Origin of the sequence: Paenibacillus baekrokdamisoli (assembly GCF_003945345.1) — a bacterium.
In the GTDB taxonomy this organism is placed as follows: Bacteria; Bacillota; Bacilli; order Paenibacillales; family Paenibacillaceae; genus Paenibacillus_Z; species Paenibacillus_Z baekrokdamisoli.
The window spans coordinates 2,849,103-2,868,617 of sequence record NZ_AP019308.1 but is presented as its reverse complement, the minus strand read 5'-3'; the positions used below and the strand labels follow the sequence as shown (position 1 = coordinate 2,868,617).

The following is a 19,515-nucleotide window of genomic DNA, read 5'->3' as shown; positions in this document are numbered from 1 at the left end:
AATCCGATCCTATCCTATCCGATCCGATCCAATCCAATCCTACCCATTCCAGCTAATTCTCATTGGCGGTATCCTCAGAGTCATGTAAAATGAGTTCCATATAACCTGATAAAAGGCAGTGTGAGCGATGAACTTACGGGCGTCTCTTCGATCCAAACTCATCATTGGTTTTCTGGCGGTTACCGTTCCTCTATTTATTTTGCTGATGTATAACAATTTATACGCTATGGATGTCGTTCGGGCTCAGGTTGGGCAATCGAACAAAAATCTGCTGGCCATGTACATGAATGAAATCGACCGAACGCTTGAGGATACGGAGAGCTATGTCTACAATTTTGTGGTGCAAAATTCGGATTTGTCGGTATATGGAAAGGCCAAGACAGGCAGCGCCGACTATTTTTTCTCCAAAGTGCGTCTTCAGAATAAGATGATGTCCGATATTATTCGTTACCCTAATGTGAATATGTTCTTTGTTTACTCTCGCTCAGATCGTGAGCTGCTTAGCACGTCATTCCGCGGAGGAGACTTTGCTAAGATGGAGTCTGTCTCGAAGGCACTTAAAAATTTCATCAGTGAGCAAAATGACAGTACGCTATCGGAGAAAAAGTGGAAGGTTCTGCAAAGAGGCGGCGAATTGGCAATGGTTCGTCTTATTAAGACGGACAATGATCAGCTGGTAGGTGTTTGGATGGATGTAGATAAACTTATGATTCCGCTCAATTACTTGAATCTAGGCGATCAAGGTCAAGCTTTGTTCGTTTCCAATCAAGGGAAGCCCTTAACGAAGACTACCATTCGTGAGCTTCAGGCACCCAGCTACACCTTATCCCTTCCTGCGGCAACAGAATTATACCGAACGCTTCGCACCATCCAGGAAAAGAAATATCTAATTGTGGCGACAGCTTCTCGAAAAGCGAGTATACATCTAGCGGTATTAGTGCCAGAGAGCACCTTGCTTCAGCAGCTGCCTTATTTTCAACGCCTTCTATATGTCATACCGCTGATTGGTATGGTCGTTCTCGCCATCTATCTGCTGCTCCTTCAGAGAACGCTGCTTAAACCGATGTATTACTTGATTAAAGGGATGAGGCGAATCAAGCGGGGAGAGCTGGAAACACGGCTAGCGGGAGCCAGTTCCAAGGAATTTATGATTATTAACGACACCTTTAACGATATGGTTGCTCAAATTCATGATTTGAAAATTGATGTGTATGAGGAGCATATCCGGACCCAGAAGGCGGAGCTTAAGCATCTGCAAGTACAGATCAATCCGCATTTTCTCTTGAATGCGATCAATATTATCTATAATCTGGCTGAGCTGAATAAGACGGATCTGATTAAGAAAATGTCCAAGCATATTACCAAGTATTTTCGCTTCGTCACACGTACGAACCTGAATGCTGTAAGCGTTTCAAAGGAGCTGGAGCATATCGAAAGCTATTTGGAAATTCAACAGCTTCGGTTCCCAAACTATCTCAGATATGAAATTTCACTGGATACAGAACTTGCCAATGAAGCCATACCTCCACTTATTATTCAGCCTTTTGTGGAAAATGCAGTCATTCACGGTTTTGTAATGGGCAAGGAGCCTTTCGTTATTCAAGTGATGGTAATAAGACCTACTCAGCTGGATGCGCCTTACTATGAAGTCCATATTGCAGATAATGGGGTCGGTATGGGTCATGAACAATTGGAGGAGCTGCAGAGGAATGATTTGAACGCTGATTTTGAAGATGGACATTTAGGAATCTGGAATGTTCGTCATCGTTTGAAGCTTCAGTATGGGACTGCATCCGAGCTAACCTTTGAACAAAGGGTACCGAAAGGAACGCTTGTGATCATGCGTATCCCTAGAAGTAAGACATATGTTATTGAAGGAGGCCAGAGCAGCCATGTACAAGATATTGCTAGTAGATGATGAATGGTTTGCTATTGAAGGGCTGAAATCAGGCGTGGATTGGCACAGCCTTCATATCTCCGAAATCTACGAAGCGCACAACGCGGAGCAAGCGCAGGAGATTCTAATTCGTACGCAGATTGATGTAATGATTTGTGATATCGAAATGCCGGGTAGTAACGGGATCGAGCTGATGGAATGGGTGAAAGAGCAGAACCTTGCTGTTGAGACGATATTCCTAACCTGTCATGCTGATTTTAAATATGCACAGCGAGCCATCCATCTGGGGAGCTTGGACTATCTGTTGAAACCTGTAGATTATGATGAGCTGAAGGAAACGGTTCATCATGCGCTGGAGAAGATCATTATCGCTCAAGAGACTAAGGATCGTAATGAAGCCTATCTAAAGGTCTATAGTCAATGGGAAACCAAAAAAATATTGCTTTATGAGCGTTTCTGGCAGGACTTGTTCTGGCAGCGCATCATTCCGACTAAAGACAATATTGAAAAGGCGCTATCCTCGAACCTCATGCCGCTTTCGCCCAGTACCAGAATATTGCCGATTCTAATGGGGATTGAGCAATGGGGTAAGCCGCTCAGTACGAGGGAAGAAGAAATCATGGCGTTCGCTTTACGCAACGCTGCCGAAGAAATGCTGCTCGGACAGTTGTCAGGGCAGGTGCTGCAGGATGGGAATGGCGTACACTTTGTCCTTTTATTCGACGACCAGACATCGGATAAACGAGCACTGACTTTCGATCAAATCAAAAAAAGCTGCACACAGTATATAGAGGCATGCTCCAAATACTTGTATTGCAGCTTAACCTGTTATATTGGCGAATGGGTGAATCTCAGCGAGCTTTCTCGGATGTATAATGCCCTCATACAAATGGAGCATAACAATGTGACGATGTCTCAGGCGGTGCTCTTCTTTAAAGAACAGCCCAAGGAGTCACGAGAAACCCAGCTTCCTGCGCTGTTCGAATGGTCAGAGCTGCTAGAGCAGGCGAATCGAGAAGAACTCATGGAACTCTCTAGCCAGATGTTCGAGCAGCTGCGCGGAGATGTAGGAATTACAGGTGAAACCTTGAACACCTTCTATCATGCTCTTCTACAAACCGTCTACTACGTACTGCACAAGCGAGGAATCTCGGCTCAAACAGTCTTCTCGGGCAGGAATGAATTAGATCAATTATCGGCTACCAAATCGCTGCAGCAGTTGCAGCAGTGGACACAGCAGATCATTCATACAGTAACGGTGCATTTATCGCTGCTGGATACGGAATACAGCGTTGTGGACAAGGTGAAACGTTATATTGGTGATCATCTGTTGGACGAAATATCAAGGGAAGATCTAGCTTCGATTGCGCATATTAATTCCGCGTATTTATCCAGACTGTTTAAGAAAGAGGTCGGGCTCAGCTTGACCGATTATATCCAGCAGGAGAGAATGAAGAAAGCGAGCGATATGCTTATCCAATCGGATGAAACGATAAGCAATATCGCCAAAGCTTTTCATTACACCAACTTTTCGCATTTCTCCAAGCTGTTTCGGAAGTATTATGGTATGAATCCGCAAGCATATAGAAGACAGATTATGATCACTCGTGCTTCACAGACTACTAAAACGGATAACCATGATATCAGACCAAGTGCTGAGTTGTAAGATTGATTTCCTGAAGAGTTCCAGTCTCAGCAGAAAGCTTTGCCTTCAAGCACATGAGCGCACTAAGAAGACCGTCCTTAAGTGTACTATCTGAGCTTTCTTGCCCTCGCATGATGGCAAGAAAGTTAGCCGCGAGCTTCTCATCTCCGCCATAGTGGTTGTTATCACCTTCAAACTGATAGCTGTCCACTCTTGGCGTATGATGGTTATGAACGCGCAGAAGACCGGTTGTGAAATCAAATTCGATCGTGCCTTTATAACCGAGTAAGCGGGCACCCCGAGCCGCTGCTCCTCGCCGAGCGAAGAAGTTCTGGGAATAAGAGGCATGCATCCCATTCTCATAGCGGATGAGCGCGCTTCCGGAATCCTCATTGCCTGTATCCTTGGCAAAGCAGCAGTAACGCCAATCCTCTTGCATCGGGGTGCCTACAGTGCTCTCTGCGCAGGTGCGATTCTCCTCACATTCCATGCAGGTTAGTCCGGCAGGCTTATCTCCTTTAAAAACCTGTTTGGAGGACATGGCATAGATTCCAATTGGCTGCTGTCCGATCAGATGGTTGATATAATCGAAGTCATGTGTGGCTTTCTGCAAGAAAAGTCCACCTGTCTCGGCCTCATCTCTATACCAGCCGTGAAAATAAACGCCGCCGTAAGGGACATTATTAACCGCTTGAACATGCTCAACCGTTCCGATTTGCCCGGAGTCTATAATTTGCTTAGCTAGCTGAACGATAGAAGTAAGGCGCAGGGGATGAGAGACGACGACTGAAGGTGAATATTGCTCATTGCATTGCCGCAGCCGCAGCCAATCTTCCAAAGTTGTGGAGACGGGCTTCTCTAAATACAAAGGAATGCCTGTTGGAATGGCCTCCAGTGCGTAGGGTGTATGCAGAGAACACCGTGTGCCGATCATTAAGCCATCTGGATGAATGGCTTCTACCATCTCAGCGATCGACGAGAAGACGGGGATCGGTTCGTCGCTTGCGGATAGAATATCCGCTCTAGGGTCAATGATGCCTGCAACCTGGCAGCTGGGATCCATTTTTTTCATCTCATCGATGACGTGACGTATTCGTAAACCGTAGCCAATAACACCTAGTTTCATAATAGAGAAGACCTCCTGTGTATGATGAATTACGTTTATTATAGTGCGGAACAGGAATTGTTTCTTTGCTTAAAAAGCCTGACTTTTTGCTGAATTAGCCGGGTAAGAGGAGTGGTCGAATATGGCTGAATACTTGCGAACGAAGCTGAAACCCCTTGTATTAATTCACAATCTGATAACGATGTATTATTTTGAATTTGCCAAGGATTACGTCTTCCATGGAGAGAGTCATGATTTCTGGGAGCTGGTCTATACGGACAAAGGAGAAGTGGAGGTGACGGCTGACACCAGCCAGCATCGATTGGAATCCGGCAGTATTATTTTTCATAAGCCTAATGAATTTCATAGCTTCTATGCCAGCGGCGGAACGGCACCTAATATTATTGTCATCAGCTTTGATACCAAATCGAAGGTCATGAAGCAGTTCGAGAATCGTATTCAACGGTTGGATGATGCGGAGAGGAACTTGCTTTCAGAGATTATTAGAGAGGCCATGCAAACATTTATGTACCCATTCGAGCATCCACTCATACTCAGGGATAATCCCCTAATCGGGGGAGAGCAGATGATTCGCTCCTTGCTCGAACAATTTTTAATCCGTCTGCTGCGCAGTGACAATCGAGTATTAACAGGGATCAGTCTGCTGTCGGTAGCTCAGGAGATAGAAAAGCATGATTTGAAGCGGGCCGTGATCCAGCTCATGCAGGAGAGGATCCGAGAGTCTCTGTCACTTGAGGATATAAGTCTTGCACTCCGCCTTACTAAGACTAAATTGAAAGACGACTTCAAGAAGCAGACGGGCTATCCAGTGATGAAATATTTCATGCGCTTGAAAATCGACATGGCTAAAATGCAAATTCGTGAAACAAAAGGGAATTTCTCAGAAATTGCTGAAGATCTGGGGTTCCGCAGTGTTCACAGCTTCTCCAAAGCATTTAAGAAAACGATCGGTATGACCCCCACGGAATATGCGCGCTCGGTACAAGCAAGAATCTAGGCAGCAGCATCTATCAGGTTTATTAATAAGCACCTCACCGAATATTAACTTCGGCGAGGTGTTTATTTATATCAAATGTCATCATCCGTATCGGCAATGTCATTTCACAGGTAGGTCATTATGCGAGTTCGATCTATGATGATTGTACAGTAATCAACCGATTTGGAGAGATGCATAATGCAAACTGTGCATGCCGCAGGTGTACGTAAGAAGGAGTCGCTATGGAGGCAGATTAAGAAGTATAAAGTGTTAATCGTGATGACCATCCCAGGAATACTTTATTTCTTCATTAACAACTACTTGCCGATGTTTGGGGTTATCATCGCGTTTAAGAACTTGGATTATAAGAAGGGGATTCTCGGCAGCGATTGGATCGGATTCAAAAACTTTGAATTCCTGTTTCGCACCGAAGCTGCTTTTATCATTACCCGTAATACGGTGGTGTACAATGCGATCTTTATTCTGCTGAATCTTATTCTGGCGGTGACGGTTGCCATTTTACTAAATGCCATTCGTCGGAAGCTGGTTTCTCGTTTTTATCAAAGTGTCATCTTGCTGCCCTATCTCTTATCGGCCGTCATTATCGGTTATCTCGTGTTCAGCTTCCTCAGTGTGGAATACGGGTTCGTGAACAAATTAATTCTTGAGCCGCTCGGTCTAGATGGGATAGCTTGGTATAGTGAGCCCAAATATTGGCCTTATATTCTAGTCATCGTCAATGCATGGAAAAGCATTGGATACTTCAGCATTGTATATTTGGCGGCTATTGTCGGCATTGATTCCGAGTATTATGAGGCCGCCGTTCTAGATGGTGCGAATAAGTGGCAGCAGGTTCGGTCGATTACTCTCCCTTTGATTATGCCGATCATCATGATTATGGTGCTCCTGCAGATTGGCAAGATCTTCAATGCCGATTTTGGTCTATTCTTTCAAGTTCCAATGAACTCGGGCGCACTCATGTCAACGACAGATGTTATCGATACTTACGTGTACAGAGCTTTACTGCAAATGGGGGATATCGGTATGGCATCGGCAGCAGGGTTATATCAGTCCGTACTCGGATTCGTTCTTGTATTTGTTGTTAATTACATCGTCAAAAAAATCAACAGCGATCATGCTTTATTCTAAAGCCGCCCTCATCTGGAGCAAAGGGGAACATGAATATGATAACAACCAGACTTAGTAAGCAGTGGATCATTCACCTTCTGTTTATACTTTACATGCTAGCAACCTTATTTCCACTACTGCTCGTATTTATGGTGTCAATTACAGAAGAGAAGTCACTGCTGATCCATGGCTATTCCATCCTACCCCAAAAAATTGATTTCAGCGCGTATACGTATCTCTTTCATGATTCCCATGTCATTGTCAGAGCTTATGGAGTCACGATATTGGTCACGATTATAGGTACGATCATAGGTCTGCTGCTGACTGCTTTGTTCGCTTACCCCATATCGAGAAAAGATTTTCCGTTCCGCAAAGGACTGACCTTTTACGTTTTCCTCACGATGCTCTTTAACGGCGGGCTTGTCCCGTGGTATCTGGTTTATACCAAATATCTGCACATCGACAACTCGCTGCTTGCCTTAATTCTCCCGAATTTGCTTATCGGCGGATTCAATATCTTAATTATGCGCACCTTCTTTATGAATACGATACCGCCGTCCATTATTGAATCCGCTGCCATTGACGGTGCGGGAGAGGTGCGTATTTTCTCGCAAATTATTTTGCGGCTGTCGCTTCCGGTCATGTCCACGATAGGGCTGTTCAACACGTTAGCCTATTGGAATGACTGGTATAACAGCCTGATCTTTATCAATAGTTCAGAGAAATACAGTATTCAATATTTACTGAACAAGACGCTGCTTGACATTCAAGTGCTGCTTAATCAAACGGGGAATTCAGGGCAATCTCAGCTGCTGGCACATGCACCAACAGAGACGATTCGAATGGCGATGGCCATTATTGGAATCGGCCCCATCATTTTAGCGTATCCTTTCTTCCAGAAGTATATTGTTCAAGGCTTAACAGTAGGTGCGGTGAAGGGCTGAATCTGGCATGAAAATGTCCAGTTTAGTATAAATAACATAACAAGATAGACACGGGAGGTTATTGGAATGGGAAAGAGTATTAATCGGATTCATTACTTTCTCCTCATGCTGCTGGTTGTTTCTCTAGTCACAGCGGGCTGCGGTAGTTCGAACAAGGAGGACAAAGCTCCAACAAATTCAACATCAGAAGGAAAAAGCAGCAGCGACAATGCAGGGGCAGCAGACGATTCCAAGTTAAGTCCTTATAACATTGTCATGGTGTTTCCTGGACCGGAGCCGAAGGATCAGAAGCTGGTGCAGGATGAAATCAACAAAATTTTGCAGAAAAAAATCAATGCTACGCTCGAAATACGTTCCATTGATTGGAGTGCTTGGGGAGATAAAACGAATCTGATGTTTGCTTCTGACGATCCATTCGACCTCATGTTCTCAGCAGGCTGGTTCGGATTCACGCAGCAGGTTGCCAAAGGACAGTTTATACCTCTGGATGATCTGGTAGCCAAGTATGGTCAGGATTTCACGAAAACCATTGATCCTGAAATCGTAAATGCAGCCAAGGTAAATGGAAAATTGTACGGGATGGTCGCCAATAAAGAATTTGCTGCTGATAAAGGGTTGATTCTGCGTAAGGACCTCGTCGACAAATATAAATTCGACTTGTCTAAAGTGAAAGAGCTTGCAGATATGGAGCCGCTGTTCAAAACCATTAAAGAAAATGAGCCAGGCGTTACACCATTCATAACGACAGGCGGCGCATCGCCATCGGCCATGATTCTCGACTATGGTTATTACGATATGTTAGGTGAAGGACCTGGTGAGCTGACACGCTCTGGAGCAGGACTTAAAGTAATCAATAAAATCGAAGATCCCAAATATATGGAGTATGCAAAATTAATGCGTAAATGGTATCAAGCCGGTTATATCAATAAAGATGCTGCAACGCTGCAGGATATTGGTAAATCACTTGGAGCGGGCAAAGCTTTCGCACAGACGGGTTCGTTCAAGCCAGGCTCGAATTTGGATAATTCTCGGACTCAAGGAACAGAGCTGGTTGAGATTCAGCTCGCCAAACCATTCACAAGCACCACGGATGCTACCAGTGCAGTGCTGGCGATTTCTAGAACGTCGAAGGATCCAGAACGCGCCATGATGTTCGCCAATCTGCTGTATACAGACAAAGATATTATGAATTTGCTGATCAACGGAATTGAAGGCAAGCATTACGTGATCAAATCCGATAATGTTATTGATTTCCCAGCGGGCGTAGACAGCAACAGCTCTGGCTACCCGCCAACTAGAAACTGGATGCTCGGCAACCTCCCGCTCGTTCATCTTTGGGCAAGTGAAGATCCGAACAAATGGGAAGCTTATGCGAATTACAATAAGAGTGCGGAGAAATCTCGTGCGTTAGGGTTTGCTTTTAACGCAGAGCCGGTCAAAACGGAAATTGCCGCAACAAGCAACGTCGAGAAGGAATTTAAAAATGTGATCGTAACAGGATCGGTGGATCCAGAGAAATATATTCCGGACTATATCACCAAGCTTAAGGCAGCCGGTATGGATAAGATCATTGCTGAGAAGCAAAAGCAGCTGGATGAATGGGCGAAGGCAAATTAATAACAAGGTCGTAGGGAGAGCTGCAGCATGAAAGAAATTAAAATTGGCCTTATTGGATTGGGCGGAATGGCTAACGTCCACTTGGAGCAGATGGCAAAGCTGGAAGGCGTTCATGTGACTGCGATATGTGATTCCAACGCCCAAGCGGTGGAACAGGCAGGCGACAAATTGAACATTGCCCAAGAGCATCGATATGCCGACTATGCGGACTTAATCGCTGACGATGAGGTAGATGCAATCTTATCGATTACCCCTAATAACGTGCATTATGAAATTGTGAAATGCTGTTTGCTTCATAAGAAGCCTTTTATGACGGAGAAACCATTTACACGTACCTACGAAGAGGCATTGGAGCTATTCGAGCTCTATGAAACAGATCCAATTCCTTCGATGGTCGGCTTCTCCTATCGGTATGTGCCATCCTTCCGCTATGCGCGTGATTTGATTCGGGAGGGGAAATTAGGTGCCATTCGAAGTGTGTTTGTTCAATACCTGCAATCATGGGGAGTGTCGATGGTCGGCACTCCGATGAATTGGCGCTACCAAAGCAGCATAACAGGTACAGGAGCATTAGCAGATCTAGGTTCTCATATGGTGGATGCGGCACGCTTTATGATCGGTGAATTTACAGAGGTAACCGCTCAAATGAAGACGTTTATCTCCAAAAGACATGATCCGGCTACAGGCTCGGAGGGTACCGTGGATGTGGATGACTTTACGGGCTTCCTGGCAACCTTAGAGGGCGACGTTGCGGGCGTATTTCAGACATCCCGCAATGCGTACGGGTCGGGGAATCAGTTAGAGGTCACCATCTATGGCGATCTTGGAACTCTATCGGTGAGCTGTGAGCGAGGAAATGAATTGACTTGGATTCGTCCCCAAGCCGAATCGGGAGATCCATCACTCAGCGTGACAGGACGTCATCAAGTGCCCGCTCCCTATGCGGTTACTCAAATGCAGGATTTTGCTGATATGCTTCGCGGCAGCGTTCGAGATGAGCTTCCGGGATTGCAAGATGGGTACGCGAACCAAGAAGTGCTGGAAGCCATTGCTCAAGCGGCAAGCCTGAAGAGAACGATAGCTCCCGCAGATATTCGAACACAAACACGAACAGCAGAAGGAGTCAGTTAGCATGACGCAGGTTACTGTATGGAATGAGTATCGACATGAACGAACCAATCCAATTGCGATGGACATCTATCCAAATGGTATTCATACAGCAATTGCAACGCAGCTGCAGGAGGAATATGGATTCTCTGCCCAGACAGCAACCTTGGATGAAGCAGAGCATGGACTCACTGTAGAGGTGCTGAATCGCACAGACGTACTTATTTGGTGGGGACATATGGCTCATGACGAGGTAGACGACGAAATCGTTAACCGAGTTCAAGCTAGAGTACTCGAAGGTATGGGCTTAATTATTCTTCATTCCGGTCATTATTCGAAAATATTTAAAAAACTGATGGGAACCTCTTGTGCGTTGAAATGGAGAGAGGCAGATGAGAAGGAACGGCTCTGGGTTGTGAATCCAGCGCATCCGATTGCAGCAGGCATTGGTGAGTATATCGAATTGGAGCAGGAAGAAATGTACGGAGAGCATTTCGACATTCCGACCCCGGATGAGCTCGTATTCGTCAGCTGGTTTGAAGGCGGTGAAGTCTTTCGCAGTGGCTGTACCTATTCCCGGGGACAGGGCAAAGTTTTTTATTTCCGTCCAGGGCATGAGACATATCCAACCTATCATAACCCTCAGATCATCCGTGTTATCGCAAATGCAGTCAATTGGGCAGCAGATGGGCGGGGGGCACAGCCTCAATACGGTCACGTACCCGTTCCTTTGGAACAGATTCATAGGTAGCTATAAACGAATCACTGTAGAATACATTTGTTAAAAATTAGCGTGAAAGACCATTTATCTAGCTGTTATTGAGCTTCTATAAGTAAAGCAGGTGAGCATAAGCTTGCCTGCTTTTTTGTACGCAGCCATCTTTTAGGATATGCGTTGAAGCACACTGGGATAATGCACTATTTACCTGAGTATAAAACGAACAAATGTTTGTGTTTCCGGGTGAAAAGTATTGTCCCGATATGGTAGAATAGTAGAATCGAAATATGAAGGGGTGGACGCATGGCACTTCGCTTTGTCATTGGCCGCTCAGGTGCGGGGAAAACACATTATTGTCTGGATGCGATAAGGCAGCAGGCTCTGGAGCAACCGGATGGCGCTCCTATGGTCATGCTCGTCCCGGAGCAGGCGACCTTTCAAACTGAGTATGCTTTACTCGGACGAACGCAGCTTAAGGGAACGATACGTGCGCAGGCTTTGAGCTTCAGGAGACTTTCCTTTCGCGTGATGCAGGAAACAGGTGGAACTGCACTTGTTCCGATAAGTGAGAATGGTAAGAATATGCTGCTGTACAAAATCGTACATAGACTTGAGAATCAACTTCAGTTGTTCCAAGGCAGTGAATCGCAGCATGGTTTCATTGAACGGCTGGGCGACTTGATGACGGAATGGAAGCGTTACGGCATCGATTCCGAGCAGCTGCATCACTTTACACAAAGCAGTCTTCCAGGAGCGAGTAATCCGCTGCTTGGACGCAAGCTGAATGATCTGCAGCAGATTGCCTTAGAGCTGGAGAAGGAGCTTGCTGGTCTATATGTGGATGCAGAGGACTATTTGAGCTGGCTGGTAAAGGGGTTCGGACAGGCAGCTTCGATGAAGCAGACACAGATTTGGGTTGATGGCTTTAATGGGTTTACACCGAAGGAATTCGAGGCGCTTGAAGTGTTAATTCGTGATGCCGCGGATGTGACCATCGCGCTTAGCCTTGATCGGCTGTATGGACTTGATGAACGGCCTCATGAGCTGGACCTATTCCGTCCTACAGCGGAAACGTTCCTCAAGCTGCGGGAATTGGCACTCAATAACGGGGTAACGATTCTTGATCCTATTATGCTGAATGGCAACCCCCATCATCGGTTTCGCAATAGTCCGATGCTGGCGCATGTTGAGCGTCATTATGCGGACCGCAAGCCGCTGCGTCTATCTGATGTAGAACTCGAGAAGGGCAGCATATCCCTGCATGCTGCTGCTAATCGACGTGCGGAAGTAGAAGCGGTTGCCCGTGATATCGTAAGCAGAGTACGTGACGAGGGACTGCGATATCGGGATTTGGCCTTACTGGTGCGTAATGCGCCGGACTACAATGACTATATTACAGCTGTATTCAATGATTATCAGATCCCTTTTTTCCTTGACCAGAAGAAGGCGGCACTCCATCATCCTTTTGTGGAGTTTATTCGTTCAGCGCTTGAGATTGCGACACATGGTTGGCATTACGAGTCGGTATTCCGCTGCATTAAGACAGAGCTGTTGATTCCGGAGGACGGAAGCTTAACCCGGGAAACGTTCGATTTGCTTGAGAACTACGCTTTAGCTGCAGGCATTAATGGCAATCGCTGGCTGACAAGAAGCCAGTGGAGACCCATTACACGCGATACATTGGAAGGGGATCCGGCACAAGCCTCTGAGCGAGAGGTTCGTCATTTTGATGTTATAATGGCGGCGCGCGAAGCGGTCGTTCCTATACTGCATAAATTCAATCGTGAGCTTAAGAAAGCTTCTACGGTTAGGCAAATGTGTGAAGCTCTCTATCGGCTTCTAATGACAATAGATGCCCCCGATCGACTGGAGAGGTGGAGCCGCAAAGCAATTGCCTCAGGGGATACGCTGCGTGCTCGCGAGCACAAGCAGCTATGGGATGGCGTCATGGATGTACTGGATCAGCTGACCGAGATGACGGGAGAAGAGCCGATGACGCTGGAGCTGTTCTCTGGGATGATCGAGACAGGGCTTGAGAGCTTGAAGCTGGCAGCCGTTCCACCTTCGCTTGATCAGGTGCTGATCGGCAGCATGGACAGGACGAGGTCTGGTCATATACGGGTGTGTTATGTCCTCGGAGCTAATGATGGCATTATGCCGCAGAGGCTGCAGGAGGATGGTGTACTTACAGAGCAGGAGCGGGAGACACTGGAGAACGGCGGGCTAGCTATGGCGCCTAGCGTTCGCAGAAGGCTGCTGGATGAACGATTCCTTATTTATAACGCTTTAACAACGCCAAGCCGCCATCTTTGGGTTAGCTGGCCGATGTCTGATGAAGAAGGAAAAAGCCTTCACCCATCCGAGGTTATTCGCCATGTCAAACAGCTATTCCCTGGCATACCGGAACGAATGATTGCTATTGAACCTCTTCCAACATTGACGGAGAACGAGCAGCAGGCCTTCATGGCGCATCCGGAAAGGACACTTTCTTATCTCATTACGCAGCTGCGAGGCTGGCGGCAGGGAATGGGAATGGCCTCGATTTGGTGGGAAGCCTTCAACTGGTATGCGGTACGGCCGGAGTGGCAGGGCAAGCTGCAGCGGCTAGTGGGATCCTTGGATTATTCGAATGAAGAGCCTTCCTTGTCTATCCATGTGGCGGATATGCTCTATGGCAAATTATTGCGTGGAAGTGTATCACGCATGGAACGTTTCGTTTCTTGTCCTTTCCAGCATTTTGCTATTCATGGCTTGCGCTTGCGTGAACGTGAGCTGTACAAGCTGGCTGCACCGGATATCGGACAGCTGTTTCATGCGGCGCTCAGCAGGCTTACGGAAACGCTTGGCGAGAGGTGGGGGACACTCTCACCGGAAGAGATAAAAGAGGCATCCGCTGAAATTGTCAATGAGCTGGCGCTTAGACTGCAATCGCAAATTCTGTTCAGCAGCGGCCGCCATCAATATGTAGCTCGCAAACTAAAGGATATCGTCGGACAAGCAGCGATTATTCTTGGCGAGCATGCCAAGCGGTCTCAGTTCCTTCCGGTCGGTCTCGAAATTGGCTTCGGTCCGGATGGTCCTTTGCCGGCTGTACAAATTCCGCTGGATGGCGGAAGAATGCTTGAGATGGCAGGAAGAATTGACCGTGTGGATGTTGCCCAATCAGACGATGGCTTACTGCTGCGTGTTATTGATTATAAATCTAGTGCCAAGCAGCTGCGTCTCGAAGAAGTTGCCTATGGAATGGCCCTGCAGATGCTCACTTATCTAGATGTCCTGCTGACGAATGCGACGGAATGGCTCGGACAGCCGGCCAAAGCTGCTGGAGCACTCTATTTTCACGTTCATAATCCGATGCTCTCTTCGGCCAACGGAATATCGCCGGACAAAGCACGAATGGAGATGCTGAAACGATTTAAGTTGAAGGGTCTTGTGCTGGCCGACGAAGGAACGGTCAAAATGATGGATGATTCGCTTTCGACTGGCTATTCGGATCTTCTGCCAATTGGATTGAAAAGGGATGGCGGATTTTATAGCAGCTCTTCCGTCGTGTCGGATGAGCAGTGGGGTACACTGCGTCAATCGGTCAGGGCTACGCTGCGCAGAATCGGAGATCGAATTGCTGGTGGTGATGTCTCGATTGCGCCTTATCGACTTGGCGGAAAAACGCCATGTCAGTTCTGCGCCTATAAGCCAGTCTGTCAATTTGACCCTCTAATAGAAGGTAATTGCTATACGAAGCTGCATAAACCGGGCAAAGACGAAGTATGGGAGCTGCTTGCCGCAGGTGAAGGCTCCGATCATAGAGTGGATATAGATGAACAGATCGACAAGCGGAAAACGGGAGAGAAGGAGGGAGAAGAATGACGATTGCCAAGACTACCACTCCTAGCAAGCCGCAAGGAAGCAATTGGACGGATGATCAATGGCGTGCCATCGTAACGAGCGGTCAAAATATTCTCGTTGCAGCTGCAGCAGGATCGGGTAAAACAGCTGTACTGGTCGAACGAATTATTCGCAAAATATCGGCAGATACCGATGTTGACCGATTGCTTGTGGCAACCTTCACCAAAGCAGCGGCAGCCGAGATGAAGGAACGTATTCGGATCGCGCTGGAGAAGGAGCTGGATCATAATCCGGGTTCTGAGCATTTGCGACGTCAATTGGCTCTAATGGGCCGTGCCTCAATTACGACACTTCACTCCTTCTGCTTGGATGTTATTCGTCGCTATTATTCACTCATCGGTCTTGATCCAGGCTTCCGCATTGCGAACGAGACGGAGGCAGAGCTGCTTCGCATGGATGTGCTGGATGCTCTATTCGAGGAGAGATATGCCGAGGAAGAGGGATCAGATGGCTTCTACGAGTTAGTAGACCGTTTCGGCGGTGAGCGTGGAGATGAGCCGTTATATGCGCTAGTTATGAAGCTGTACAACTTTTCTCAAAGTCACCCGTATCCGAGTGTTTGGCTCGATGAGACTGCAGCGTCCTTCGACGTAAAGGATGCGAAGGCGCTTGGCCGCACGGATTGGGTGGCAAGTTTGACGGATTTCGTTGCACTAGGTCTCGAAGGTGCGCAAAGCTTGCTGGAGCAAGCCTTGGAGCTAACGCGTCAGCCGGCAGGTCCAGATGCATATGCGACTACGTTCGAGGATGATCTGACAGTTGTCAGAACGTTAGCTGGCCGCGTTGGAAACGAGCCTTGGATTACTTGGCATGAGGCTTTCTCCGCCGCTGGCTTTGGCAAGCTGAAGAGTCAGCGCGGCGATTCCGTTGATAAGGAATTGCAGGAGCAGGCCAAAGAGCTTAGGGATATGGCAAAGACGACGGTCTCAGATATGACGGATGAGCTGTTCATTCGATCTCCGGACGATTTTGCGTTGGAGCTCAGGGAGCTAGCGCCACTAATGTCCACGCTATCCGAACTGGTTAAGGAGTTCGGAAGTCGATTCGAAGCAGCTAAACGCGATAAAGGACTTATCGACTTCGGTGATATGGAGCATTATTGTCTGCGGATTCTGCGCGATGCTTCTTCAACGCCAGAGCAGTCTGTTCCTTCCGCCGCTGCACTAGAATATCAGCGTCAATTCGATGAGATTCTGCTCGATGAATATCAGGATACAAACATGGTACAGGAGGCGATTGTTTCACTGATTGCCCGCCCAGGCAAAGGCAATCGATTCATGGTTGGCGATGTGAAGCAAAGTATTTATCGGTTCCGATTGGCAGAACCGAACCTGTTCCTTCGTAAATATAAAGCCTATCAATCCGCTGTTGATAGCGATGGCTTACAGGATTCAGTTGAGGTACATGAAATGGATTCGAGCGAGGCGGAGAAGTCAGAAGGTGGCTCCCTGCTTCCAGCGGTGATAGAAGCAGAACCGATTACGGGTATAGACCGAGGGATTCGCATCGATCTTGCGCGGAATTTCCGCAGCCGTTCCGAGGTCGTTGACGGAGTGAATAATGTTTTCCGGGCTATTATGCGCGAGAAGGCAGCTGAGATGGATTATGATGAACGCGCGGAGCTTGTCTGCGGGGCAGCGTATCCTTCTTCCAGTGAAGGCGGTTCTCCAGAGCGGTATGCGGTCGAGTTTGCCTTATTAGATCGTGGAGCAGTAGAAACGAATCCCGAAGAGGATGCTGGACCAACTGCGGATCTATCGATGGATGGAGAAGCGGGAGAGACTGCTGCAGAGACAGCGGAGGATTTGCAAACGGTGCAGTTGGAAGCGCGGTGGATTGCAGCCCAAATCGCTCGTCTTAAGGGACTTCAGCGGGAGGAAGAAGGCGGGTATCAGTCGCAGCCCTTCCAAGTGTTTGATGGCAAACGCGGACGGAAGCGATCGCTCGCATGGCGCGATATTGTTATTTTGCTTCGTGCAGATAAGCAGTGGGCACCTCTTATTATTGAGGAGCTCCAAGCGCAAGGAATACCAGCCTATGCGGAGCTGAGCAGCGGATATTTTGACGCGACGGAAGTAGAGACGATGCTGTCGTTGCTTCGCATTATTGATAATCCCTACCAAGATATTCCGCTTGCCGGAGCGCTGCGTTCACCCCTTGTGGGACTGAACGGCGAAGAGCTTGCGATGATTCGAATTCTAGCAGGCAAAGCTTCTTATTACGATGCGGTTATCTTATCGGTTAATGACCCTTCGCTTGCAGAGGAAACAAGGAATAAGCTGAACGGATTTCTGAGTTCCTTGGAGATCTGGCGCGAAGAAGCAAGGAGAGGCTCGCTTGCAGAGCTGCTGTGGCGAATCTATCGCGAAACGGGATATTACGACCTCGTGGGCGGGATGCCTGGGGGCTTGCAGAGGCAGGCCAACCTCCGGGCCTTGCATGATCGTACTCGGCAATATGAAGCGACAACTCTTCGCGGATTATTCCGGTTTCTGAGATTTATCGATCGGATGCGTGAGAACGGCGGCGATCTAGGAACGGCTCGAGCATTAGGTGAGCAGGAAGATGTCGTACGTATTATGTCTATTCATAAAAGCAAAGGACTCGAGTTTCCCGTCGTGTTCATCGCTGGTCTTGGAAAGCTGTTTAATCGACGAGATTTGAACAGTCCGTTTCTTATGCATAAGCAGCTTGGCTTCGGACCACGGTTTGTTAACACAGAGCTCAGAGTCAGCTATCCGACACTCCCTTATTTGGCTATTCGCCAGCGAATGCGGATGGAAACACTCGCAGAAGAGATGCGAATCTTATATGTGGCTCTGACTAGACCGAAGGAGAAAATGTTCCTCGTCGGAACGGTTGCGGATGCTGCGAAGCAGCTTCAGCGCTGGCAAACCGCACTCGATCCGCAAGGGAAGCTCCCAGACTTCCGACTCGCACAAGCCAAGCGATTCATTGATTGGGTGGGTCCTCTTGCGATGGATGCTGGTATTCCGATTACGATTGAGAGAGATGCGGAGCTGGGGCGGAGCGGGTTAATAGAAGGGCTTGGCAGCATCGATGGTGCTGGGAATAGTGGAAACGATGGCAGAGATGAAGACGAGAACGAGAGCAAGAGTGGAAGCATGAATGAGAGCAAGAATGAGAGCAAGCTTGAGAGCAAGATTGAAAGCAAGAATGAGATTGTAAGCATGAATGAAAGCAAGAAGGAAGAGAAGGATCAACTAGATACTCAGGGATCTATGCGAATTGACAGTGAATCGGAAGATAGATCAGAAGGTCATTTAGAAGGTCATTTAGAAGGTCAATCAGAGGGTCAATCAGAGGGTCAATCAGAAGGACAATTGGTCGACTTTCCCATGGAAAAGTCTGTTCTTCGATTTCCATCCGAAGGTTCTTTCCGTGACTGGAAGACCATGGTTGTCCCTGCGTCCATGCTTGGTGTTGAAGCGGCCGCTTCCATCGCGGTCGATGACGAGGCTGTAGCAGCTTTTGAAGAACGATTGCAAGCGGTTCAGGCACTTGTACCTCTGCCTGTCTCTTTAGAAGCAGCGGATGAGATTGATCGGCGTCTGACCTGGCAGTACCCCTATGCAGCGGCCACAACCATTGCTGCCAAAACATCAGTTACTGAGATGAAACGGCTGCATGCAGAGACAGCTGTTGATGAGGATGCGGCTATTTTACTTTTACAAGAGCCGATAACTGGGGTCCAGCTGCAAGAGGCAGACCAGCCTATTTTCGAGCCCGAAATGACCGATATTCAGCTGGAATTGCTGTTGGATGTAGATGCTTCAAGCTTTGATACGCATGGTGTTAGCTTGGATGGAGCGGCATCTTTACCTGTTGTGATAGACGGTGGTGGTGAGTATACGTTCCGTCTGCGGCGTCCGAAATTTATGGAGGAAGCTTCGCTTACTGCAGCTGAAAGAGGAACTGTCAGTCACTTGGTCATGCAGCATATTCCACTTTCAACAGATGTGGATGAGCAGCTTGTAAGAGACACGGTTGATTCTTTGCAGGAACGACGCTTGTTATCTGCGATGCAGGCGAAAGCAGTCAACATTGCAGCCGTCGCTTCGTTTTTCCAGGAAAAGGTGGGTCGTCGGCTTGTTGAGGCACAGTGGGTAAGGCGGGAAACACCGTTTAGCTGTACGTTTCCGGCATCCCGTGTCTATCCACAGGCGAATGAAGCGCTGGATGAGGAGCCTATTCTTATACAAGGCGTTATTGACTGTTTGTTTGAAGATGAGGGCGGTCTTGTACTGCTTGATTATAAGACTGACACGATATCTATGAAACAGTGGGAGCAAGCGGCTGAGCGGCATCGGTTTCAATTGGAGCTGTATGCTGAAGCGCTTCAGCGTATTATGGGGCGTCAGGTCAATGAGTGTTATGTGTACTTTTTTGATGGAGCTAAATCTGTGAAGCTATTTTAGTTGGACAAGAGA

General features: G+C 47.6%; 11 protein-coding genes. 10 read left to right on the top strand and 1 reads right to left on the bottom strand.

What is annotated here, in order from left to right:
* Positions 1-127 precede the first annotated feature (127 nt).
* Together EKN16_RS13020 and EKN16_RS13015 are read left to right on the top strand one after the other, a co-directional pair.
* Positions 128-1,918, top strand: coding sequence for a sensor histidine kinase (locus EKN16_RS13020; RefSeq protein WP_125657600.1), 1,791 nt, complete (start codon positions 128-130; stop codon positions 1,916-1,918).
* Entirely contained in the window at positions 1,893-3,563 is a 1,671-nt protein-coding gene (locus tag EKN16_RS13015; RefSeq protein WP_164522782.1) for a response regulator transcription factor, read from the top strand. The genes EKN16_RS13020 and EKN16_RS13015 overlap by 26 nt, the downstream gene beginning before the upstream one ends.
* Here EKN16_RS13015 and EKN16_RS13010 read toward each other — a convergent pair.
* Complete coding sequence (locus EKN16_RS13010) at positions 3,541-4,668, bottom strand: Gfo/Idh/MocA family protein (protein WP_125657594.1); 1,128 nt, start codon at positions 4,666-4,668, stop codon at positions 3,541-3,543. The two genes, EKN16_RS13015 and EKN16_RS13010, sit on opposite strands and share 23 nt — an antisense overlap.
* Positions 4,669-4,789: 121 nt before the next feature.
* On the opposite strand from EKN16_RS13010, the gene EKN16_RS13005 reads away from it, so the two are divergent.
* From EKN16_RS13005 to EKN16_RS12970, 8 genes are all read left to right on the top strand, one after another.
* On the top strand, positions 4,790-5,665 hold the full coding sequence (locus EKN16_RS13005; RefSeq protein WP_125657591.1) for a helix-turn-helix domain-containing protein: 876 nt from the start codon (positions 4,790-4,792) through the stop codon (positions 5,663-5,665).
* A 177-nt stretch (positions 5,666-5,842) separates the two neighbouring features.
* Complete coding sequence (locus EKN16_RS13000; protein WP_232016390.1) at positions 5,843-6,793, top strand: ABC transporter permease; 951 nt, start codon at positions 5,843-5,845, stop codon at positions 6,791-6,793.
* A gap of 35 nt (positions 6,794-6,828) precedes the next feature.
* Complete coding sequence (locus EKN16_RS12995; protein WP_125657588.1) at positions 6,829-7,716, top strand: carbohydrate ABC transporter permease; 888 nt, start codon at positions 6,829-6,831, stop codon at positions 7,714-7,716.
* A 66-nt stretch (positions 7,717-7,782) separates the two neighbouring features.
* A complete protein-coding gene (locus tag EKN16_RS12990) occupies positions 7,783-9,333 on the top strand; it encodes an ABC transporter substrate-binding protein (protein ID WP_125657586.1) in 1,551 nt (516 codons plus the stop codon).
* A gap of 27 nt (positions 9,334-9,360) precedes the next feature.
* Positions 9,361-10,464, top strand: a complete 1,104-nt coding sequence (locus EKN16_RS12985) for a Gfo/Idh/MocA family protein (protein WP_125657584.1) — start codon at positions 9,361-9,363, stop codon at positions 10,462-10,464.
* Position 10,465: 1 nt separating this feature from the next.
* A complete protein-coding gene (locus EKN16_RS12980; protein WP_125657581.1) occupies positions 10,466-11,191 on the top strand; it encodes a ThuA domain-containing protein in 726 nt (241 codons plus the stop codon).
* Positions 11,192-11,461: 270 nt separating this feature from the next.
* On the top strand, positions 11,462-15,025 hold the full coding sequence (addB, locus tag EKN16_RS12975; protein ID WP_125657578.1) for a helicase-exonuclease AddAB subunit AddB: 3,564 nt from the start codon (positions 11,462-11,464) through the stop codon (positions 15,023-15,025).
* A complete protein-coding gene (locus EKN16_RS12970; protein ID WP_232016389.1) occupies positions 15,022-19,503 on the top strand; it encodes a UvrD-helicase domain-containing protein in 4,482 nt (1,493 codons plus the stop codon). The genes addB and EKN16_RS12970 overlap by 4 nt, the downstream gene beginning before the upstream one ends.
* The last annotated feature ends 12 nt before the right edge of the window (positions 19,504-19,515 follow it).